Genomic DNA, 22,846 nt, shown 5'->3' with positions numbered 1-22,846 from the left:
AGTTCCCTCCTTAGCGCTTCTTATTCTTGTTGGTACGACGGCGACGAACGATCAGCTGGTCGCTCGGACGGTTCGGCTTACGGGTGCGGCCTTCCTTCTGGCCCCACGGGGAAACCGGGTGGCGACCACCGGAGGTCTTACCCTCACCACCACCGTGCGGGTGGTCGACCGGGTTCATGACAACACCGCGGACAGTCGGGCGCCAGCCCTTCCAGCGCATACGGCCGGCCTTGCCCCAACGGATGTTAATCTGATCCTGGTTTCCGACCTCACCGACGGTTGCACGGCAACGTGCGTCGACGCGGCGGATCTCAGAGGACGGCATACGCAGAACTGCGTACTTGCCTTCCTTACCGAGAAGCTGAATAGAAGCACCAGCAGAACGTGCCAGCTGTGCACCAGCGCCCGGCTTGAGCTCCACGCAGTGAATAGTGGAACCGGTCGGGATGTTGCGCAGCGGCAGGTTGTTACCAACCTTGATGTCGGCATTAGCGCCGGACTCAACGATGGCACCCTGCTTCAGGTTCTTCGGAGCGATGATGTAGCGCTTCTCACCGTCTGCATAGTGCAGCAGTGCGATGTTGGCGGTACGGTTCGGGTCGTACTCGATGTGAGCGACCTTTGCCGGAATGCCGTCCTTGTCATTACGACGGAAGTCGATGACACGGTACTGGCGCTTGTGTCCGCCACCCTTGTGGCGAGTGGTGATGTGACCGTGAACGTTACGGCCACCAGTCTTCGACAGCGGGCGCAGCAGAGACTTCTCAGGAGTCGAGCGAGTAATCTCGCTGAACTCGGAGACGGAGCTCTGGCGGCGACCCGGCGTAGTCGGCTTGTACTTACGAATAGCCATACTTTTGCTCTTCCTTAACTTCCTCGTCGGCTAGCGGCTAAGCTGCCGAACCGCCGAAGATGTCGATGGGATCGCTGCCGGCCGCGAGAGTCACGTAGGCGCGCTTGGTGTTCTTGCGCTTGCCGTAGCCGGTGCGGGAACGCTTGCGCTTGCCCTCACGGTTGAGGGTGTTGACGGAAGCGACCTTGGCACCGAAAATCTCCTGGACCGCGATCTTGATCTGGGTCTTGTTAGCGTCGGTGTGGACCAGGAACGTGTAAACGCCCTGCTCCATGAGTCCGTAGGACTTCTCAGACACTACCGGTGCAACAATGATGTCGCGGGGATCTGCGATGGTAGCCATTACTTCTCCTCCTTACCGGCGGTGCGAGTGATGAAGTCATTGAGTGCCTGAACGGCGAAGATGACGTCATCGGCCTTCAGAACGTCGTAGGTGTTCAGCTGATCCTCAGACAGGATGTGGACACCTGGCAGGTTACGAACCGACTTCCACGAGTTGACGTCCTCGCGCGGCAGAACGACGAGCACGTTGCGGCGCTCAGTCAGACGCTCGACGAAAGTACGAGCTGCCTTGGTGGACGGGGTCTGGCCTGGGACCAGTTCCTCGACAACGTGGATGCGGTCGTGGCGAGCACGGTCAGAGAGTGCGCCGCGCAGAGCAGCTGCAATCATCTTCTTCGGGGTGCGCTGGCTGTAGTCGCGCGGCACCGGGCCGTGGACAATGCCACCGCCGGTCCAGTGCGGAGCACGGATCGAACCCTGACGAGCGCGACCGGTACCCTTCTGGCGCCACGGCTTGCGGCCACCGCCGCGAACCTCACCGCGGGTCTTGACCTTGTGGGTGCCCTGGCGAGCTGCTGCACGCTGTGCGACAACAACCTGGTGCATCAGGGCGATGGACACCTCCGCGTCGAACACGGAAGCAGGAAGCTCAACCGAACCGTTCACGCCGCCTTCAGCGGTGTGTACGTCTAGCTTGAGGTTGGTCATGCGTGAGCACCACCCTTCGTGGCAGTCTTAACAACCAGGAGGCCGCCGCGTGCACCCGGAACTGCGCCCTTGATGAGCAGCAGGTTCGCGTCAGCGTCAACCTTCTGGATCTTCAGGTTCTGGGTCGTGACCCGGTCGTTACCCATGCGGCCTGCCATGCGCTTGCCCTTGAAGACGCGTCCTGGCGTGGCGCAAGCGCCAATGCCACCAACACGACGGTGAGCAGCCTGGTTACCGTGAGCAGCACCCTGGCCAGCAAAGCCGTGGCGCTTCATACCACCGGCGAAGCCGTGGCCCTTAGAGGTACCAGTGACGTCGACGTACTCAATTTCGCCGAAGATGTCGACACCAACGGACTGGCCGACCTCGTAAGAGGAGGCGTCCGGGGTGCGAATCTCAACGCTGTGGCGACGCGGGGTCACACCGGCCTTCTTGAAGTGGCCGGCCTCCGGCTTGTTGACCTTACGCGGGTCAATTTCGCCGTATGCAATCTGGACGGCGTCGTAGCCGTCGGTTTCCTTAGTGCGCACCTGAGTCACTACGCACGGCCCAGCCTCAACGACGGTAACCGGAACAACGCGGTTCTCCTCGTCGAAGATCTGAGTCATACCGAGCTTCGTGCCCAGGATGCCCTTGATCTCGTTTTCACTCATTTATCTTGTCTCCGCTACCAAAAGTCCAGGATCACTGAATGTTCACATCGACACTTGCCGGAAGGTCAATGCGCATAAGTGCATCGACGGTCTTCGGCGTTGGATCGAGAATGTCGATCAGACGCTTGTGAGTGCGCATCTCGAAGTGCTCGCGCGAGTCCTTGTACTTGTGCGGCGAACGGATAACGCAGTAAACGTTCTTTTCGGTTGGCAACGGCACCGGGCCAACGACGCGTGCACCCGTACGGGTAACGGTCTCCACGATCTTTCGCGCAGAAGCGTCGATAGCCTCGTGGTCGTAGGCCTTGAGCCTGATGCGGATCTTCTGTCCGGCCACGCTTGTCCTCTCCTCGGTCGGCGCGCCCCAATTAAAGGGGCGTCGACCCTGTCAATGTTTCTCGACGCCGTCAGCAACTATGGCCAGCGCCAGAAATTAAAACTGGGTTGTGCATTACTTCAAAGCGATTTCGTCTTCGATCGTCATGGCAAATTAACTTTTGGCCATGACCCGAGCGGACGAATAACGCCTTGCACTCAAATCCCAGTGGAAAACAAGTCCCCCTCGTGGGGCTCTTCATTTTGCCTACTGCCGCTGTTAATTTGCCATGCCACCTCCGACCCCCGCGGTCGGGCGTGTCGCCCGTTTTTCTCCGTGAGGCACGATTGGGAAGAAACTTCCCTACGTGGTCATGCTCGCCTTACCATAGGCGCTAAATCCAATTTCGTACTGGTTCCCAGCTGGGCCTGATACAACAATTGGCGCGAACGCCTTTGTTAAAGCAACCTCCGTATTAAAGCACGTCCGGGCTACGAATGTAAAATCACGATTCCAAAGTGCAACGTACATCACACCCATTACGGCACAGTCTGCTTGACGACGGCTATTGCGCCGCCCCCGCTCCGTCTAGTGTCGGCTATGCACAGATACAAAAATCCCGACTTCCGCTTACGCGGAGTCGGGATTCTTCTAAGACTTAAGTTAAAGCATTTCCCCTATGGGGAGAAACCTTACTTAACGATCTTGGTAACGCGGCCAGCGCCGACGGTGCGGCCACCCTCGCGGATAGCGAAGCGCAGGCCCTCGTCCATTGCGACCGGCTGGATCAGCTTGACAGACATGTCAACGTTGTCGCCCGGCATGACCATCTCGACACCTTCCGGCAGGGAAACGACGCCGGTGACGTCGGTGGTGCGGAAGTAGAACTGCGGACGGTAGTTGTCGAAGAACGGGGTGTGACGGCCGCCCTCATCCTTGGACAGGATGTAGACGGAACCCTCGAACTCGGTGTGCGGGGTGTAAGCGCCCGGCTTAGCAACGATCTGACCGCGCTCGATGTCCTCACGCTTGGTACCGCGGAGCAGCAGACCACAGTTGTCGCCAGCCTCAGCGGAATCCAGCAGCTTGCGGAACATCTCGATACCGGTAACGGTGGTCTTCTGGGACTTCTCCTTGATGCCCAGAATCTCGACCTCGTCGTTAACGTTCAGAACGCCGCGCTCAACACGACCGGTAGCAACGGTGCCGCGACCGGTAATGGTGAAGATGTCCTCAATCGGCATCAGGAACGGCTTGTCGGTCTCGCGAACCGGATCCGGGATGTTCTCGTCGCAAGCTTCCATCAGCTCGACGATGGAGTTGACCCACTTCTCTTCGCCCTCAAGAGCCTTCAGTGCGGAGATGTGGACAATCGGAGCTTCCTCGTCGTAGTCCTGCTCAGCCAGCAGCTCGCGGACCTCCATCTCGACGAGCTCGATGATCTCTTCGTCGTCGACCATGTCGCACTTGTTCAGCGCAACGAGGATGTACGGAACGCCAACCTGGCGAGCCAGCAGAACGTGCTCGCGAGTCTGCGGCATCGGGCCGTCAGTAGCAGCGACAACCAGGATTGCGCCGTCCATCTGAGCAGCACCGGTAATCATGTTCTTGATGTAGTCGGCGTGGCCCGGGGCATCGACGTGAGCGTAGTGGCGCTTCTCCGTCTGGTACTCAACGTGGGAAACGTTGATGGTAATGCCACGTTCCTTCTCTTCCGGTGCCTTATCGATGGCATCGTAAGCGAACGACTCGTTCAGGTCCGGGAACTTGTCAGCCAGAACCTTGGTGATAGCGGCGGTAGTGGTGGTCTTACCGTGGTCAACGTGACCAATGGTACCGATGTTGACGTGCGGCTTCGTACGCTCGAACTTCGCCTTTGCCACTTTTAGTCCTCCTGGAGGTCTAGGTGGCCACGACTCTCGCAGCCACAATTTTGTGGTCACTCAATCCGCCTTCACAACATCAGAAGCCTTCAAGCTGTTCGCTTACGACTTCGGAACGTGCGCGCGCAAAAGAGCACTATTCTTTCACTGTGCCAGTTACTCGATACTAGGGCAGGATACTGGAGTTTTCCAAACCAGACCAACCCCCTAGTTAAGGGTGGGTAACGGCCAGCAACTCACATCGTCATTTACCTGCATAAATGCTAGATATTTGAGTTGCGATTTAAAATCGCCCAACGATATGAATTGCGAGCAGCTACCCCCTAGAGCTTGCCTGTGCTAACACACGCCAACAGTCTGACGATGTCTTAGCACAGTCAAAGCTAGAGGGAATCTACTAAAGCTGCAGACCCTCGCACTGCGTTCCCTAAAAAGAGCGACACTGCAGTGCGTGCAGGGATGGGGTCAGCTCTGATTGAGTGCCCCACCCTGCCGGCGCGATTTAAGCGCCGGTACGAGCTGCAATGATCTCCTCGGCCACGGAGGACGGAACCTCAGCGTAGGAGTCGAAGATCATGGTGTAGTTAGCGCGACCCTGGGTCTTGGAGCGCAGGTCACCAACGTAGCCGAACATCTCGGACAGCGGAACCAGAGCCTTGACAGCCTTGACGCCGGTGCGGTCTTCCATGGAGTTGACCTGGCCACGACGGGAGTTGATGTCGCCGATAACTTCGCCCATGTACTCTTCCGGAGTAATGACCTCAACGGCCATCATCGGCTCGAGCAGGACCGGCTTAGCCTTCTGAACAGCTTCCTTCATAGCCTGCTGACCAGCGATCTTGAAGGCCATTTCAGAGGAGTCAACTTCGTGGTAAGCACCATCGAGCAGGGTTGCCTTGATGTTCACCAGCGGGTAGCCAGCGAGGGTACCGTACTGCATTGCGTCCTGAATACCAGCGTCGACAGACGGGATGTATTCCTTCGGAACACGACCACCAGTGACCTCGTTGACAAACTTGTAAGTGGTGGACTCGCCCTCTTCCACCTCGTCAGTAGCCGGAGCGTACGGCTCCAGAGCAATAATGACGCGGGCGAACTGACCCGAACCACCGGTCTGCTTCTTGTGGGTGTACTCGAACTTCTCGACCGGCTTGCGGATGGTCTCGCGGTAAGCAACCTGCGGGTTACCGATGTTTGCTTCAACCTTGAACTCGCGCTTCATGCGGTCAACCAGGACGTCGAGATGGAGCTCGCCCATACCGCCGATAACGGTCTGGCCGGTTTCCTCATCCAGGTGAACAGTGAAGGTCGGATCCTCTTCAGCCAGACGCTGAATAGCGGTACTCAGCTTCTCCTGGTCGGCCTTGGACTTGGGCTCAATAGCAACGTCGATAACCGGATCCGGGAAGGACATGGACTCCAGAACAATCGGAGCATCCTGTGCACACAGGGTGTCACCGGTGGTGGTGTCCTTCAGACCAATGAAGGCGTAGATGTTACCTGCCACTGCCTCGTCAACAGGGTTCTCCTTGTTGGCGTGCATCTGGAACAGCTTACCGACGCGCTCCTTCTTGTCCTTGGTGGCGTTCAGGACCTGCTGACCAGGCTCCACGCGACCGGAGTAAACGCGGACGAAGGTCAGCTTGCCGAAGAACGGGTGAGCAGCAATCTTGAATGCGAGAGCGGAGAACGGCTCATCCTTAGACGGCTTACGGACCATTTCGACGTCCTCGTCGCCCATCTGGTGGCCGTGAACTTCACCGATGTCCAGCGGATTCGGCAGGAAGTCAATGACAGCGTCGAGCAGCGGCTCAACACCCTTGTTCTTGTAGGCGGTACCACAGTAGACCGGGTAGACCTCAGAGTTCAGGACCATCTTGCGGATGGCACCCTTGATCTCGTCCATGGTCAGCTCTTCGCCACCGAAGTACTTCTCCATGAGCTCCTCGTCGGACTCAGCGACGGTCTCAATGAGCTTCTCACGGTACTCGTTAGCCTTGTCGACCATGTCCGCCGGAATCTCCTCGACCTGCGCAGGAGTACCGATCTCAACCTTGCCCGGCCACATGAGGGCCTTCATCTCCAGCAGGTCAACAACGCCGTCGAAGTCATCCTCAGCGCCAATCGGCAGCTGCATAACCAACGGCTTAGCACCGAGGCGGTCAACGATGGTGCCAACGGTGTAGTAGAAGTCAGCGCCCAGCTTGTCCATCTTGTTGACGAAGCAAATACGCGGGACATCGTACTTCTGAGCCTGACGCCAAACCTGCTCAGACTGCGGCTCGACACCTTCCTTACCGTCGAAGACTGCGACGGCACCGTCGAGCACACGCAGGGAACGCTCAACCTCAACGGTGAAGTCGACGTGGCCCGGGGTATCGATGATGTTGATCTGGTTGTCGTTCCAGAAACAGGTCACAGCAGCGGAGGTAATGGTGATACCGCGCTCCTTCTCCTGCTCCATCCAGTCGGTTGTGGACGCACCATCGTGAGTCTCACCGACCTTGCGGTTAATACCCGTGTAGTACAGGATGCGCTCGGTCGTAGTCGTCTTACCAGCATCGATGTGCGCCATGATGCCGATGTTGCGGACCTTGTGGAGGTCCTTCTTTACGGGAAGTGCACCTTCAGCCACTTGATTCCCCACTCGTTTCAAATCGGTTTGGCGGTGAGACTCAATTACGGGATTGCAATTGGCCGTCAAATCCGCCGTCGGTCGGGTTTGCTTTATCTATAATGCCACCGTCTTGGCGCGAAGTCGCGCCGTGACGTACACCTATTGCGTAAATTCTACGCAAGACATCGGGTGTAAGCGCCGGGCTGGCCCCTATTGAGTGACCCTTAAAGATCCGTGGACCGCGACCGACGCGCGCCGTTGACATACCGGCAGCTGCTTTACGACGGTGACCACTCGCGGCCTCCGTCGATAAGCGATTACCAGCGGTAGTGAGCGAATGCGCGGTTAGCTTCCGCCATCTTGTGAGTGTCCTCACGACGCTTGACGGATGCACCCAGGCCGTTGGATGCATCAAGGATCTCGTTAGCGAGACGCTCGGTCATGGTGTTCTCACGGCGCTGACGGGAGAACATCAGCAGCCAGCGCAGTGCCAGCGTGGTGCCGCGGCCCGGGCGAACCTCGACCGGGACCTGGTAGGTGGCGCCACCAACACGGCGGGAACGAACCTCAAGAGCCGGCTTGACGTTCTCGATTGCGCGCTTCAGAGTCAGCACCGGATCAGTACCGGTCTTCTCTTCGCACATCTCAAGTGCACCGTAGACGATGCGCTCTGCAGTCGACTTCTTACCGTCGATCAGAACCTTGTTGACCAGCTGCGACACCAGAGGGGAGCCGTAGACCGGGTCGTTGACGACAGGACGCTTCTGTACTGGGCCCTTACGTGGCATGGCTTACTTCTCCTTCTTTGCGCCGTAGCGGGAACGAGCCTGCTTGCGGTCCTTGACGCCCTGGGTGTCAAGGGAACCACGGACGATCTTGTAGCGGACACCCGGGAGGTCCTTAACACGACCACCGCGAACGAGCACCATGGAGTGCTCCTGCAGGTTGTGGCCCTCACCCGGAATGTAAGCCGAAACCTCGACACCGGAGGTCAGGCGAACACGAGCGACCTTACGAAGAGCCGAGTTCGGCTTCTTCGGGGTGGTGGTGTAAACACGGGTGCAAACGCCGCGGCGCTGAGGGGAACCCTTCAGAGCTGCGGTTGCAACCTTAGCCTTCTTGTCATGGCGGCCCTTGCGGACCAGCTGCTGAATAGTGGGCATGAAGCCTCTTTCTGTTTTCAATCCTCGCTGGACATTCTCACGACCGATGCCAACCGCAGCGGAGTAACCACCTTCCGTGTGAATGCATCACAAGAAAAGTTATTACTCATCCAGTGGTGAGCCCATCGGTTGAACGCAAGAAATGGAGGGATTTTGAACGTGCGAAACCCAGTCAGCCGCTCTCGCTGGCCTACTGGGTAATGTCTCAAGTTCCCAATTCTTTTCTGGGATCGTTGTATAACAGTACGCGAGCTGCGGGTTTAGTCCAAACACCCTGGTAATGGCACAAAAATTTCAAGCACTTTGAGCGCTTGTGGGCTTGGTGATCAAATTTTTGGGTGTTCAGCACGGCGCGCCTCGCCCCAAAAGACGCAGACGTTACTATGCCGGTTTGAATCGATAACTCGGCCAATTCGGCCGTCCGTTCGGTTTGCCCATAGTACTGTCCTGCATCAGCACTGGAGAAACTTAATCGCCATGTTCACCACAGGCGAATGCCTTCTTCATTGCCAGCAGTGTACTGGCAGCGTATAGGTGGGGACATGTCTAAGAAGGTTATTGTCATTGGCGGCCACGGCAAGGTGGCTCAAATCGCTACTCCCCTACTTATCGACGATGGCTACGAGGTCACGTCTGTTATTCGCAACCCCGACCAGGTTCCGGATATCGAGGCTCTCGGCGCCACACCAGCCGTTTACGACATCGCCAGTCTCTCGACCGGACAGTTTGCGGACCTTCTCAGCGGGCACGACGCTGTGATTTGGTCCGCCGGCGCTGGTGGAGGTTCACCAGAACGGACCTACGCGATCGACCGCGACGCAGCTATTACTTCGATTGCCGCAGCCGAGCAGGCTGGCGTTAAGCGCTACGTGATGGTCTCTTACTTTGGTGCGGGCCACGACCATGGCGTTCCAGAGGATCACAGCTTCTTTGCCTATGCCGAGTCCAAGGCTGCAGCCGACGAAGCGCTGCGCGCTTCAAACCTGGAATGGACCATTCTCGGCCCGAGTGCGCTCACTCTCAACGAGGGCCAGGATTCCATCGACACCACGGCGGACAAGGCAGGCGAGGTCGCTCGTGCGACCGTTGCCAATGTCATCGCGCAGACCGTGTTCAACGAGGCTACCGTTGGTCGCATGATTAACTTCAACGAGGGCAACACCCCGATTGCAGAGGCTCTCAAGATGTAGAGGAAGGAGGCCGGGACGGACCCCTAGCCCTCCCTCCCTCCCCTGCCTCTGCCTCTGTTCCTATCGCCTTTCTTCAGTCTCCAGCCGAGTTTTCCAGTTGGGTTTCCTCGACAAAGAAAAATCCTCCGGCACGACCGTGACGAACTAGCAATCCGCTAGTAAGCCACAACTGTGCCGGAGGATTTTTCCGGTTGCCACCTAACAGGTAGAGCACGAAGCCCCAACTGTTAGGCGAGGTGCTTTGCCAGACAGTGACCGATGGAATTCTCCCGCTCCCCCAGCCACTGCCGCAAAGCTATTGGTTTTTACTCGAAGGTTCCGATGTCATCCAGCGGAACTGCGGAACCGACCTGGTCGATGCCGTAGGTGTCCTCGGCGCCGTAGAAGCCCTCACCGAAGGAAGCGAACGGAGCGGCTGCCTGGCGGGCAGCTTCCTCAGTCGGCTCAACCGTGATGTTGCGGTAGCGCGAGATACCCGTACCAGCCGGGATCAGCTTACCGATGATCACGTTCTCCTTCAGGCCGATGAGCTTATCCGAGCGCTTGTTGATAGCGGCGTCGGTAAGCACGCGCGTCGTCTCCTGGAAGGAGGCGGCGGACAGCCAGGACTCGGTGGCCAGCGATGCCTTGGTAATACCCATCAGCACGCGACGGCCCTCGATGACGCTGCCACCGGAGGCGACAATCTCGCGGTTCTTAGCCATGACCGTGGAGCGCTCGACCAGTGCACCTGGCAGCAGGTCGGAGTCACCTGGCTTAGACACAATCACGCGGCGCAGCATCTGGCTGACGATAACCTCGATGTGCTTGTCGTGAATGGCCACACCCTGATCACGGTAGACCGACTGGACTTCCTCGATGAGGTGGCGCTGGACGCCTCGGCGGCCCAGAACCTCGAGGACCTCGTGCGGATCGGCAGCGCCCTTGAGCAGCTGCTGACCCTTGACCACGTGGTCACCATCGCGGATGGCGCGACGACGGCCATCGACAGTGATTTCAGCCAGGCCCTGACGCTTGGACAGCTTGTCGTATACGACCTCGTCCTCGCTGTTGGCATCCGGGATGAGGGTGAGCGTGTAGAAGTGCTCGTCCTCCTCCAGGCGCACGCGACCGTTTTCGCGGACCAGCGGAGCCTTGTTCTTCGGCACGCGGGCCTCAAACAGCTCCTGGACACGCGGCAGACCACCGGTAATGTCGCCACCGACACCACCCTGGTGGAACGTACGCATGGTCAGCTGGGTACCCGGCTCACCAATGGACTGCGCAGCAACAATACCGACAGCCTCTCCGATGTCGACCAGCTTGCCGGTTGCCATCGAGCGACCGTAGCACTTGGCACAGACACCGGTTGCGGTGGAACAGGTCAGAACCGAGCGGACCTTGACTTCCTTGACACCGTGGCTGAGAGCCAGGGTGATGTGGTCGTCGTTCAGGTCGGTGTCAGCCGCGATAAGGACATTGCCCTCAGCGTCGGTGACATCGGCTGCCAGCACACGAGCAATCGCGGCGGTCTCGACATACTTCGCACGACGGATCTCGCCGGTCGGGTTGCCGGCTGCGTCCAGAACATCCTCGCCGATCTCGACAATGACACCATCGTGGGTGCCACAGTCCTCTTCGCGAACGATGACGTCCTGCGCAACGTCGACCAGACGACGGGTCAGGTAACCCGAGTCAGCGGTACGAAGCGCGGTATCGGCCAGACCCTTACGGGAACCGTGCGAGTTGTTGAAGTACTCGAGAACCGACAGGCCTTCGCGGAAGGAGGTCTTAATCGGACGGGTGATGTATTCACCACGCGGGTTCGTAACCATACCCTTCATGCCGGCCAGCGAGTGAATCTGGCCCATGTTACCGGCAGCACCCGACTTCACGATCATCGGAATCGGGTTGTCATCCGGGTACAGAGCCTCGACCTTTTCACCGACCTCAGCCGTCGCGGCCTTCCACAGGTTAACCAGCGACTCGTGACGCTCAGCAGCCGAGAGCTTACCGCGGCGGAACTTCTTCTCCACCGTGGCGGCCTTCTCTTCGTAGCCGTTCAGGATCTCCCGCTTGTTCGGGAGAACCAGCACGTCAGACATAGCAATGGTGACACCAGAACGGGTAGCCCAGTAGAAGCCAGCATCCTTGAGCTTGTCGACGGTCTGAGCGACCGTGATCATCGGGTACTTGGCAGCCAAGTCGTTGATGATCGCAGCCTGCGGCTTCTTAGCCATAACACCTTCGACGTATGGGTAGTTCCACGGCAGCAGGTCGTTGAACATAACGCGGCCCAGCGTGGTCGAAGCCAGCCAAGTATCGCCCTTGTTCCAACCGTCTGGGAACTGCTCGGATTCAATCTCAGCCGGCGGACGCAGGTGGCTGATGCGAACCTTAATCGGGCTCTGCAGGCCAATTGCACCGCGGTCGTAAGCCATGATGGCCTCGGCCGGGCTGGTGTAAATACCCTGCTCCGGTGCGTCCTTGGTGGCATCCTGGTGGCCACCCGGCAGCTCCGGCTTCTCCAGCGTCAGGAAGTACAGGCCAGTGACCATATCCAGACGCGGCATAGCCAGCGGCTTACCGGAAGCCGGCGACAGAATGTTGTTCGAGGACAGCATCAGGACACGAGCCTCGGCCTGTGCTTCAGCGGACAGCGGCAGGTGGACTGCCATCTGGTCACCGTCGAAGTCAGCGTTGAAAGCTTCACATGCCAGTGGGTGCAGCTGAATTGCCTTACCCTCAACCAGGACCGGCTCGAACGCCTGAATACCCAGGCGGTGCAGCGTAGGTGCACGGTTCAGCAGAACCGGGTGTCCGGTAATGACATCTTCGAGGACGTCCCACACCTCTGGGCGCTGACGCTCAACCATGCGCTTTGCGCTCTTGATGTTCTGCGCGTAACTCTTGGCCACGAGCTCCTTCATCACGAACGGCTTGAACAGCTCGAGAGCCATCAGCTTCGGCAGACCACACTGGTGCAGCTTCAGCTGCGGGCCGACGATAATAACCGAACGGCCGGAGTAGTCAACACGCTTACCCAGCAGGTTCTGACGGAAACGACCCTGCTTACCCTTGAGCAGGTCGCTCAGGGACTTCAGCGGGCGGTTACCCGGACCAGTGACCGGGCGGCCACGACGTCCGTTGTCGAACAGTGCGTCAACGGATTCCTGAAGCATGCGCTTCTCGTTGTTGACGATAATCTCCGGAGCGCCGAGGTCAATCATGCGCTTCAGGCGGTTGTTGCGGTTGATAACACGACGGTAGAGGTCGTTCAGGTCTGAGGTCGCAAAGCGGCCACCGTCGAGCTGCACCATCGGGCGCAGCTCCGGCGGAATCACCGGGATGCAGTCAAGCACCATAGCGGCCGGGTCGTTGCCGGACTGCAGGAATGCAGTGACAACCTTCAGACGCTTGAGGGCGCGCATCTTCTTCTGTCCCTTGCCGTCGCGAATAATCTCGCGCAGCTCCTCGGCCTCCTTGGCCAGGTCGAAGTTGCGAATCAGGGTCTGAATAGCCTCAGCACCCATACCACCGGTGAAGTAATCCTCGTAGCGGTCGACGAGCTCGGTGTAAATACCCTCGTCGATAATCATCTGCTTCGGCTCGAGCTTGATGAAGGTATTCCAGATCTCGTCGAGACGATCCAGCTCGCGCTGGGCGCGCTCACGGATGTGGCGCATCTCGCGCTCGGCTGCAGACTGAACCTTCTTGCGGGCGTCAGCCTTGGCACCGGCTGCCTCGAGCTCAGCCAGATCCTCTTCCAGGGTCTGGGCGCGTTCGGCCAGCTCCTGGTCGCGGTCGTCCTCAACCAGCTTCTTGTCCACGAGCATGTCTGCTTCGAGGGTTTCCTGGTCGTTGTGGCGAGCCTCTTCATCCACAGAAGTGATGATGTTGGCGGCGAAGTAGATGATCTTTTCCAGATCCTTCGGAGCCAAGTCGAGCAGGTAGCCGAGGCGGGACGGCACACCCTTGAAGTACCAGATGTGAGTGACCGGAGCGGCCAGCTCAATGTGGCCCATGCGCTCACGGCGAACCTTCGACTTGGTCACCTCAACGCCACAGCGTTCACAGATGATGCCCTTGAAGCGAACGCGCTTGTACTTACCACAAGCACACTCCCAGTCACGGGTCGGGCCGAAGATACGCTCACAGAAAAGGCCATCCTTTTCCGGCTTCAGCGTACGGTAGTTAATCGTCTCGGGCTTCTTGACCTCACCGCGAGACCAGCGGCGGATGTCGTCGGCGGTAGCGAGCCCAATCCGGAGCTCGTCAAAGTTGTTGACGTCGAGCACCTGTTTTCCCTTTCCCTCCGCATCGAAGTAATGCGGAAACCAAATTCTCTGCGGAGGTTTTTGTACGTTGTCGTCTGTGTTGGGTTATTCGCGAGTTAGGGCTTCCCGACCCTGATACTCACGCAATGTTTCGTCGTTAAGCGAGAAACTATGCGGAGTCAGCGTCGGAACGCTCATCGCGGGACAGGTTAATGCCGAGGGAAGCGGTCGCGTGGTCGAGTTCCTCATCGTCGGAGGAGCCCAACTCAACCGGAACGCCGTCGGCCGAAAGGACCTCAACGTTCAGGCAGAGCGACTGCAGTTCCTTCAGAAGCACCTTGAACGACTCCGGAATACCCGGATCCGGAATGTTGTCGCCCTTCACGATTGCCTCGTAGACCTTGACGCGGCCAACCACGTCATCGGACTTGATGGTGAGCAGCTCCTGCAGGGTGTAGGCAGCGCCGTATGCCTGCATTGCCCACACCTCCATCTCACCGAAGCGCTGACCACCGAACTGGGCCTTACCACCCAGCGGCTGCTGGGTAATCATGGAGTACGGACCGGTGGAACGAGCGTGAATCTTCTCGTCGACCAGGTGGTGCAGCTTCAGCATGTACATGTAGCCCACCGAAACCGGGAACGGGAACTTCTCGCCAGAGCGGCCGTCGAACAGCGTGGCCTTACCGTCAGCGTTGACCAGCACCTCGCCGTCACGGTTCGGGCGGGACGACGCGAGCAGACCAGCGAGCTCCTCGTTCTCAGCACCGTCGAACACTGGGGTTGCGACCAGGGAGTCGGACGGAACGTCGTGCAGGTCTGCCGGAAGACGCTTAGCCCAATCCGGGTCGCCCTCAATGCTCCAGCCGGCCTTCGCCAGCCAGCCGAGGTGAACCTCGAGGACCTGGCCGATGTTCATACGACGCGGAACACCGTGAGTGTTCAGAATGATGTCGACCGGGGTACCGTCCGGCAGGAACGGCATGTCCTCCTGCGGCAGGATCTTGCCGATAACACCCTTGTTACCGTGGCGACCTGCCATCTTGTCGCCGTCCTGGATCTTGCGCTTCTGCGCAACGTAGACGCGGACCATCTCGTTGACACCCGGTGCCAGGTCGTCATCGTCTTCACGGGAGAAGACGCGGACGCCGATGACCTTGCCGGACTCACCGTGCGGGACACGCATGGAGGTGTCACGGACCTCGCGGGACTTCTCGCCGAAGATAGCGCGCAGCAGGCGCTCCTCCGGAGTCAGCTCAGTCTCACCCTTCGGGGTGGTCTTAGCGACCAGAATGTCGCCGTCGCGAACGTCAGCACCGATGCGGACGATACCGCGGTCATCCAGATCCTTCAGCATCTCCTCGGATGCGTTCGGGATGTCACGGGTGATTTCCTCCGGACCCAGCTTGGTGTCGCGGGCATCAATCTCGTGCTCCTCGATGTGAATCGAGGTCAGGATGTCCTCCTCAACCATGCGCTGGTTCAGGATGATGGCGTCCTCGTAGTTGTGTCCTTCCCACGGCATGAATGCCACGAGCAGGTTCTTACCAAGTGCCATCTCACCGTTGTCGGTACCCGGACCGTCAGCGATGACCTGGCCGGCCTCAACACGCTGGCCTTCGTCAACCAGAGGCTTCTGGTTGTAGCAGGTGCCCTGGTTGGTGCGTTCAAACTTGCGCAGCAGGTAGGTGTGGCGCTGGCCCTCATCATCCATGATGGTGATGAAGTCAGCCGACACGGTCTCGACCACACCGGTGGCCGAAGCGACAATGACATCGCCGGCGTCGTAAGCAGCACGCTGCTCCATACCAGTACCGACGAACGGAGCCTCCGAACGCAGCAGCGGCACAGCCTGGCGCTGCATGTTCGCACCCATCAGGGCACGGTTAGCGTCGTCGTGCTCGAGGAACGGAATCATGGCGGTAGCCACGGAGACCATCTGACGCGGGGAAACATCGAGGTAGTCGACCTCATCGGCGCGGACGGACTCGACGTCACCACCCTTCTTACGAACAGACAGGGTCTCCTGAACGAAGTGGCCGTTCTCGTCGATCGGGGTGTTGGCCTGCGCGACGACGTAGCGGTCTTCCTCATCAGCGGTGAGGTAGTCGACCTCGTCGGTGATGACACCATCGCGGACGCGACGGTACGGAGTCTCAATGAAACCGAACGGGTTCACGCGTGCGTAGCAGGACAGCGAACCAATCAGGCCAATGTTCGGACCCTCTGGGGTCTCAATTGGACACATGCGACCGTAGTGGGACGGGTGAACGTCTCGAACCTCAAGGCCAGCACGGTCACGGGTCAGACCACCCGGGCCCAGTGCGGACAGACGACGCTTGTGGGTCAGACCCGACAGCGAGTTGTTCTGGTCCATGAACTGGGACAGCTGGGAAGTACCGAAGAACTCACGGATAGCCGCGGAAACCGGGCGCACGTTAATCAGGGTGGTCGGCTGGATCGACTCCACGTCCTGAGTGGTCATGCGCTCACGAACCACACGTTCCATGCGGGACAGACCCACGCGGACCTGGTTCTGAATCAGCTCGCCTACGGTACGCAGACGACGGTTACCGAAGTGGTCGATATCGTCGGTCTCAACCGGGATTTCGACACCTTCCGGCGAGGTCATAACATTCTCGCCGTCGTGCAGGCGCACAAGGTATTCGATGGTGGTAGCAATATCCTGCTCGGTCAGAACCATCTCGCCGGAGGCATCAGCGCCCAGGCCCAGCTTGCGGTTGACCTTGTAGCGACCGACCTTAGCCAGGTCGTAGCGCTTCGGCTTGAAGAAGTTGTTCTCCAGCAGAGCCAGCGCGGACTCGCGCGTCGGCGGCTCACCCGGGCGCTGCTTGCGGTAAATCTCCAGCAGGGCCTCGTCGGTGTTTGCAACACCGTCCTTCTCCAGGGTGGCCATCATGATCTCAGAGAAGCCGAAGCGCTCCTTGATCTCCTCGGTGGTCCAGCCGAAAGCCTTCAGCAGAACCGTGACCGGCTGGCGACGCTTACGGTCAATACGAACGCCGACGGTGTCCCGCTTGTCGACGTCGAACTCCAGCCACGCACCGCGCGACGGAATAATCTTCACCGAGTGCAGCGGGCGCTCGGTGGACTTGTCGATGGTCTCATCGAAGTAGACGCCCGGAGAGCGCACCAGCTGAGAAACAACGACACGCTCAGTTCCGTTGACGATGAACGTACCCTTGTCCGTCATCATCGGGAAGTCACCGATGAAGACGGTCTGGCTCTTGATCTCACCGGTCTCGCGGTTGGTGAACTCCGCGGTGACGTAGAGGGGAGCCGAGTAGTTGATGTCCTTATCCTTGGACTCATCCACGGTGTTCTTGACGGAGTCGAACCATGGGTCCGACAGCGTCAGGGACATCTTCTGGGAGTAGTCCTCGATCGGAGAGAGCTCTTCTAGAATATCTTCGAGACCGCTGGTAACCCGAGCGTCTTCTCCGAGCTCCTCCTGGCGACGAGCACGCCACTCAGGCGTGCCAATGAGCCATGCGAAAGACTCACGCTGCAGGTCGAGCAGACCAGGAACCGCAATCGGCTCCTGAATCTTTGCAAACGAGTACCTCTTCGAAGCTCCGGGAATACCGGTTACTGCCTTGGTCTGGCGGGAGACTGCCAAGATGCGTCCTTCCAGCACCTCACGCGGTGGAGCACACCGGCAACCGGTGGTGCGCTCCGCCCGCTTGGTTTATACGCGATTCAAGTTGCAGGAATTATTTCTGTTGCGCACCGGGATACTTTGCGTCTAACCTTTGGTCACACACGAAAGTGATTCCCCCGCCACTTGGCCTCCAAGACCAGCCTTTAAAGGCGAGCCCCGAGCCCTAACGGCGGCGCCGCAGCAACTCCTTTAACAGCTAGATGCACGAAAAACGGTGCTACGTAATAGCCCCGCGCTCCGAGCGCAAACTATAAAAGAGCTGGCGACAGATACACTAATTCCAGCGCAACGATTTAGCCTATATCAAAAACTGGCAGTTGTCTAGTACAACTTGACAAATCGGGCGTGTCGCATTCACCCGTTACCGATATAACGATGAGGCCTGGGCGCTATGGCCGTCGTAAAGCGTTACTCTGCTTTACGACGGGTCGAAGGACGCACGATGCCCACGATTGCGATGAATACCAGAATTGAACCGGACGCAATGAGGCCGATTGACCACGGCTCTAGAGCTGGGCGCTGGAAATTCTGTATTGCGCCAAAGAGAAGCTGATTGGAAAGGCCTTCGTCCATCTTGCCGTTGAAGCGCAGGTAGTCCATGATCGGCTCGCCGTCGCGGGTCTCCCACCAAAGGTGGATGTCCTCGGCCATATCGATGACCGAGCCAGACTTGGGCTCAACCCACAAATCACGGGTGCCCTGGTACTGGAGGAAGCCGGACTTGTCATCCTGGGTTAGCTGAGAGACATAAGAACGGTACTTCTGGGCGAGATTCGTCTTCTCAATGTCCTGACGGAAATGCAGGACACGGTTACCACCGCGCTCCTCTTCCCCGACAAACTTTGCTGGCAAGGAATCGTGGAGGAGATCATCAAAGATCAGGTATTCCTTTTCCTCCGTGTCGGCCGGGAGCTTCACCCAGTTCCCCTCGAAAGCCACTGACCGTGGAACGCCCGCCATGCGGTCGACAAGCGTCGCAGGAGCCAGCGCCTCGCCGGTGAGTCGGTCGATGGTAACTGTCCAGATATTGGCCTCGATAAGCTCCGTCAGCGGGTCGGTGCCGATAACCTCAGGGGGAAGCTCACGCATTTCAGTCACGCCGACGCGGAGCGAAACCTTGTCCGCATCCGCGGGTTCGATGAGCACGCCGTGAAGCTGTCGCTGCAGCGGCGAGTGCACTTCTTCCCGCTTGCCCTCTTCGTTAATCCTGGTGGATACGCCGTCTTCCGCCCGCAGGGTATACGACACCGGCGGCAGGTCAAGCGGCATTTTGGGATCAACATTGAGCACTTTGGGCAGCAAAATGCCAGCAGCAAGCAGTGCGGTGCCTAGACCCAACAGAAGGATAGACAGAATTCTCGGCCGTGAGAGCATGTTAGATACTTTACAGGCCAATAAGGGTAATCAAGACAATGAGTGGGCTGGTTTTTGCCTCAACTCCCTGTGACGGGTGAGATTAGTGAGGTTTTGCCCGGGTCAGGTGGGTTAGCAAAGGCCCCAGAAAAAAAGAACCGCCAACCCCGGGCACGAAGCCCAGAATTGGCGGTCAGAATTGGTAGCTTTAGGCCGCTACCGGGGCCGAGGCAAGTAATTGAATTACTTGAGGGCAACCTTTGCGCCAGCCTCTTCCAGCTTAGCCTTAGCAGCCTCAGCGTCGTCCTTGGAAGCACCCTCCAGGATAGCCTTCGGAGCGGACTCAACCATCTCCTTAGCCTCCTTCAGGCCCAGGCCGGAGACGATCTCGCGGACAGCCTTAATAACGCCGATCTTCTTAGCGCCAGCGTCCTCGAGGACGACGTCGAACTCGTCCTTCTCCTCAGCAGCAGCCTCGCCGCCAGCAGCGCCTGCAGCAGCAACTGCAACCGGAGCAGCAGCGGTAACGTCGAACTCTTCCTCGAAAGCCTTCTTGAACTCGGTGAGCTCAACGAGGGTCATTTCCTTGAAAGCCTCGAGCAGTTCCTCAGTGGTGTACTTAGCCATGGATATTCTCCTATGAGTGTGGTGCGGCCGCTCCCCTCAGAGATCCCTGGGGTCGAAGCCGTCAAAGTGATATTGAAAAGTTTTTCGCGTGATTTAGTTCGCGTAGATCGCGAGCCGCTCGGGATTACTTCTTTTCCTCGAGTGCCGCAGCAAGGCGGGCAACCGAGGAGGTCGGAGCGTCGAGCAGGCCAGCGACGTTCGCCAGAACGCCGTTGAAGGCACCAGCCAGCTTTGCCAGCGTGGTCTCACGGTTATCCATATCCGCAAGAGCCTCGAACTGTGCTGCATCCATTGCAGCACCGTCCATGTAGCCGCCCTTGATCACGAGGTTCTTGTTGTCACCGGCGAACTTCTTAATCGCCTTAGCCGCATCCACAGCCTCGCCCTTGATGAAGGCGACTGCAGTCGGGCCGTTCAGGTGCTCATCAAGACCCTCAATCCCTGCCTCGTCGGCAGCGATCTTGATCATGGTGTTCTTGGCGACGGAGTACTTAACATCAGCACCGAGGGCGCGACGCAGTTCCGTGATTTCCGCAACGGACAGGCCGCGGTACTCAGTCAGCACGATAGCGTTGGACTCTTCAACGTCCTGCTTCAGCGCTGCAACAGCTGCAATCTTCTCAGCATTTGCTGCCATGTGTACTCTCGCCTCCTTCCTGGTCTTTGCAATTTTCCGCTCGGCCAAGTGAAGGATTCTTTTGCGCAAATACAACAAACGCCCCAATCCTCGCACAAGGATGGGGCGCACAATTCTTTTGGCATGTTCCACTTCAACTCCGCCGACCCTAAGGTCAACAGGTGAAGTCAAACTGCGCAAGCGCTTCCAAGTCCTCCTGCGTGGGCCGCTCACTGTATTCCTACAATGAAACCTTCAATCCGCTTCTTTCAAAGCGAATGACCGACGGTCTTCGGTGAAACTTGAGTACCAACCTCCATCTTCCCAACTCGATGTTGGTACCGATTGGAAGCCGGTCAAACTTCGTGACGAAACTTTATACCAGACCCTGGCAATTAACCAAATCGCCTATCCAAACCGCGCCGCACCTGGCTCTCCGAAGCGGCCGAACTCCAGGTCCTTCTCACGTTGCTGGACAATCATCTCGAGCTCGGCAAAGTACGCATTCAGGTCGTCGTCGGCAAGCCAGAGCACTTGGTCGGCGTAGTCGAGCACCACGCGCACCATGTCGTCGGGATGTGCGTCCAATCTGGCGGCGTCGAGAATATCCACGGTGAGTGTCAGTGCCACGCGCACAACCGGCGGGATCTGCGATGCCAGGCACTGCTGCGCCACGACATTACGCAGCTCGACGGCCTCCATCCGCGCGATGATGCGCAACAGCCGCACGACCACGACCTGCGCCGCCCGAGCTTGTAGAGCTTCCTCCTCACTCATCCCCGGAAGCACCACAGAGTCCTGGATATTGCGGCGAAGGACCTCAGCTACGCGCTCGTCCTCCCCTAGCCCCGTCAGTACCTCGCCCAGCAGAGTCTGTCCCGCGATGCGCAGGCAGGGCATGTCATAGGCGTCGTCGCCCAACGAGTCGAGATACGAGATGAGCTGCGGTTCAATAATTCCGGAACCGTCGTCGAGCTGCGCCAGGCGATTAATCTCGCCGAGCGCCTCCAGCCCTTCTTCGGGTTCCAAAATTAACGTCATAGTCGCGATTTTAAGCAACAAACTTTGGCTGTGAGTCCATTTCGCCTGGATTAGTTGTTTGGATTAGCAATTCGCTTTACGACGTCTACCGCGCCCAAGCCCCCACCGCGCTATCGATACCCCTTATGCCAATGCAAAACCGCCACCTCACACACTCTGGAAAGTGCGCGCGGCGGCGGTTTTAAAGAGCTTTGCTCAGAGTCACTCTCGAGTGACTCGTGAAGAGCACACTCGCCTATCGGCTGATGCTGATTTAGGCGGTGTAGTCCTTGATCACGCTGGTGTCAACCGGGATGCCCGGGCCGTTGGTGGCGGAGACGGTGATCTTCTTCAGGTACTTACCCTTAGCAGCGGACGGCTTGAGGCGCATCAGCTCGTCGATAAGCGCACCGTAGTTCTCGGCCAGCTTCTCAGCGTCGAAGGAAGCCTTACCGATAACAGCCTGCAGGTTTGCAGCCTTGTCGACGCGGAAGGAAATCTTACCGCCCTTGATCTCGGTGACAGCCTTAGCGACATCCGGGGTAACGGTGCCGGTCTTCGGGTTCGGCATCAGACCACGCGGGCCGAGGATACGAGCCACGCGGCCAACCTTGGCCATCTGGTCCGGGGTAGCGATAGCAGCGTCGAAGTCGGTCCAGCCGCCCTGAATCTTCTCAATCAGCTCCTCGGAACCGACGAAGTCAGCGCCGGCCTCTTCAGCCTTGGTGGCGTTCTCGCCAGCAGCGAAGACGACAACGCGGACGGTCTTACCGGTGCCGTTCGGCAGGGAGACAGTGCCGCGAACCAGCTGGTCAGCCTTGCGCGGGTCAACGCCCAGGCGGATGGCAACGTCGATGGTGGCGTCGTAGTTCTTGGAGGAGGTCTCCTTGGCCAGGTTAGCGGCCTCGAGCGGAGAGTAGATGCGGCCGGCGTCGATCTTCTCGGCGGCGGCGCGGTATGCCTTAGAGTTCTTGCTCATGAAAAGTCCAATCTCAATTAAGTGAAATGGTTGGATTGTGGTGTGTAGCGGGCCGAAGCTGGCCCTACCACTTGATGAAGGAGCAGCTAAACGCTGACGGTTTACTTTGCGCCCTCGACGGTGATGCCCATGGAGCGAGCGGTACCGGCGATGATGCGTGCACCCATCTCGATGTCGTTAGCGTTCAGGTCCGGCTTCTTCAGCTCGGCGATTTCCTTGCACTGCTCCCAGGTCACGGAACCGACCTTGTTGGTGTGCGGAACGCCAGAGCCCTTCTGAATGCCAGCGGCCTTCAGCAGCAGCTTAGCTGCCGGCGGGGTCTTCAGAACGAAGGTGAAGGAGCGGTCTTCGTAGACGGAGATTTCAACCGGGACAACGTTGCCACGCTGGTTCTCAGTTGCTGCGTTGTAAGCCTTGCAGAACTCCATGATGTTGACACCATGGGCACCCAGTGCCGGACCAACCGGCGGAGCCGGGTTAGCCTGACCAGCCTGAATCTGCAGCTTAATAATCGCAGAAAGCTTCTTCTTCGGAGCCATCGGATTAACCTACTTCCTAGTTACCGGGGCACGCCGCCCCGATGAAAAGGCGACTCACCCCGTCCGGATGCCGACGCTTTACGACGACCCTTGCGCCCTCGACCATCAT

At 58.6% G+C, this 22,846-nt stretch carries 18 protein-coding genes; 1 reads left to right on the top strand and 17 read right to left on the bottom strand.

The window, feature by feature from the left end:
- Window positions 1-10: 10 nt before the first annotated feature.
- From rplB to rpsL, 9 genes are all read right to left on the bottom strand, one after another.
- Complete coding sequence (gene rplB / locus CRD20_RS06905; protein ID WP_016422056.1) at window positions 11-853, bottom strand: 50S ribosomal protein L2; 843 nt, start codon at window positions 851-853, stop codon at window positions 11-13.
- A gap of 37 nt (window positions 854-890) precedes the next feature.
- Window positions 891-1,196 (bottom strand): 50S ribosomal protein L23, encoded by a 306-nt coding sequence (rplW, locus tag CRD20_RS06900; RefSeq protein WP_005509869.1) that lies wholly within the window; start codon window positions 1,194-1,196, stop codon window positions 891-893.
- The gene (gene rplD / locus CRD20_RS06895) at window positions 1,196-1,843 is read right to left on the bottom strand and encodes a 50S ribosomal protein L4 (protein WP_049190610.1); all 648 of its coding nucleotides are present in this window, start codon (window positions 1,841-1,843) and stop codon (window positions 1,196-1,198) included. The genes rplW and rplD overlap by 1 nt, the downstream gene beginning before the upstream one ends.
- On the bottom strand, window positions 1,840-2,496 hold the full coding sequence (gene rplC / locus CRD20_RS06890; RefSeq protein WP_005509762.1) for a 50S ribosomal protein L3: 657 nt from the start codon (window positions 2,494-2,496) through the stop codon (window positions 1,840-1,842). The genes rplD and rplC overlap by 4 nt, the downstream gene beginning before the upstream one ends.
- A 31-nt stretch (window positions 2,497-2,527) precedes the next feature.
- Window positions 2,528-2,833, bottom strand: coding sequence for a 30S ribosomal protein S10 (gene rpsJ / locus CRD20_RS06885; RefSeq protein ID WP_003938093.1), 306 nt, complete (start codon window positions 2,831-2,833; stop codon window positions 2,528-2,530).
- A gap of 671 nt (window positions 2,834-3,504) precedes the next feature.
- A complete protein-coding gene (gene tuf / locus CRD20_RS06880; protein WP_016422054.1) occupies window positions 3,505-4,695 on the bottom strand; it encodes an elongation factor Tu in 1,191 nt (396 codons plus the stop codon).
- A gap of 502 nt (window positions 4,696-5,197) precedes the next feature.
- Complete coding sequence (gene fusA, locus CRD20_RS06875; protein ID WP_080985608.1) at window positions 5,198-7,330, bottom strand: elongation factor G; 2,133 nt, start codon at window positions 7,328-7,330, stop codon at window positions 5,198-5,200.
- Window positions 7,331-7,629: 299 nt separating this feature from the next.
- Window positions 7,630-8,100, bottom strand: a complete 471-nt coding sequence (gene rpsG / locus CRD20_RS06870; RefSeq protein ID WP_049193220.1) for a 30S ribosomal protein S7 — start codon at window positions 8,098-8,100, stop codon at window positions 7,630-7,632.
- A gap of 3 nt (window positions 8,101-8,103) precedes the next feature.
- Window positions 8,104-8,475, bottom strand: a complete 372-nt coding sequence (rpsL, locus tag CRD20_RS06865; protein WP_038627636.1) for a 30S ribosomal protein S12 — start codon at window positions 8,473-8,475, stop codon at window positions 8,104-8,106.
- A 542-nt stretch (window positions 8,476-9,017) separates the two neighbouring features.
- Here rpsL and CRD20_RS06860 point away from each other — a divergent pair.
- Window positions 9,018-9,665: an SDR family oxidoreductase gene (locus tag CRD20_RS06860; protein WP_187405117.1), complete on the top strand. Its 648-nt coding sequence runs from the start codon at window positions 9,018-9,020 to the stop codon at window positions 9,663-9,665.
- A gap of 305 nt (window positions 9,666-9,970) precedes the next feature.
- Here CRD20_RS06860 and CRD20_RS06855 read toward each other — a convergent pair whose 3' ends face one another.
- The 8 genes from CRD20_RS06855 to rplK all read right to left on the bottom strand — a co-directional run bounded on the left by CRD20_RS06855 (window position 9,971) and on the right by rplK (window position 22,737).
- Entirely contained in the window at window positions 9,971-13,942 is a 3,972-nt protein-coding gene (locus CRD20_RS06855) for a DNA-directed RNA polymerase subunit beta' (protein WP_187405116.1), read from the bottom strand.
- A 148-nt stretch (window positions 13,943-14,090) separates the two neighbouring features.
- Window positions 14,091-17,579 carry a DNA-directed RNA polymerase subunit beta gene (locus tag CRD20_RS06850; protein WP_042388391.1) on the bottom strand — a complete coding sequence of 1,163 codons (3,489 nt, stop codon included), beginning with the start codon at window positions 17,577-17,579 and terminating at the stop codon, window positions 14,091-14,093.
- A 432-nt stretch (window positions 17,580-18,011) separates the two neighbouring features.
- Entirely contained in the window at window positions 18,012-18,977 is a 966-nt protein-coding gene (locus CRD20_RS06845) for a DUF3068 domain-containing protein (RefSeq protein ID WP_049170045.1), read from the bottom strand.
- A 222-nt stretch (window positions 18,978-19,199) separates the two neighbouring features.
- The gene (rplL, locus tag CRD20_RS06840; RefSeq protein ID WP_016422047.1) at window positions 19,200-19,583 is read right to left on the bottom strand and encodes a 50S ribosomal protein L7/L12; all 384 of its coding nucleotides are present in this window, start codon (window positions 19,581-19,583) and stop codon (window positions 19,200-19,202) included.
- Between the two features lie 124 nt (window positions 19,584-19,707).
- Entirely contained in the window at window positions 19,708-20,220 is a 513-nt protein-coding gene (rplJ, locus tag CRD20_RS06835) for a 50S ribosomal protein L10 (protein ID WP_016422046.1), read from the bottom strand.
- A gap of 387 nt (window positions 20,221-20,607) precedes the next feature.
- The gene (locus CRD20_RS06830) at window positions 20,608-21,240 is read right to left on the bottom strand and encodes a hypothetical protein (RefSeq protein WP_069359387.1); all 633 of its coding nucleotides are present in this window, start codon (window positions 21,238-21,240) and stop codon (window positions 20,608-20,610) included.
- Window positions 21,241-21,493: 253 nt separating this feature from the next.
- Window positions 21,494-22,198, bottom strand: a complete 705-nt coding sequence (rplA, locus tag CRD20_RS06825; protein ID WP_016422044.1) for a 50S ribosomal protein L1 — start codon at window positions 22,196-22,198, stop codon at window positions 21,494-21,496.
- A 101-nt stretch (window positions 22,199-22,299) separates the two neighbouring features.
- Window positions 22,300-22,737 carry a 50S ribosomal protein L11 gene (gene rplK, locus CRD20_RS06820; RefSeq protein ID WP_016422043.1) on the bottom strand — a complete coding sequence of 146 codons (438 nt, stop codon included), beginning with the start codon at window positions 22,735-22,737 and terminating at the stop codon, window positions 22,300-22,302.
- Between the last annotated feature and the right edge of the window lie 109 nt (window positions 22,738-22,846).

Source organism: Corynebacterium sp. LK33 (assembly GCF_014334955.1).
Classification (GTDB): Bacteria; Actinomycetota; Actinomycetes; order Mycobacteriales; family Mycobacteriaceae; genus Corynebacterium; species Corynebacterium jeikeium_D.
Note: the sequence above shows the minus strand (reverse complement) of the source record. Positions and strands in the feature narration are given on the sequence as shown.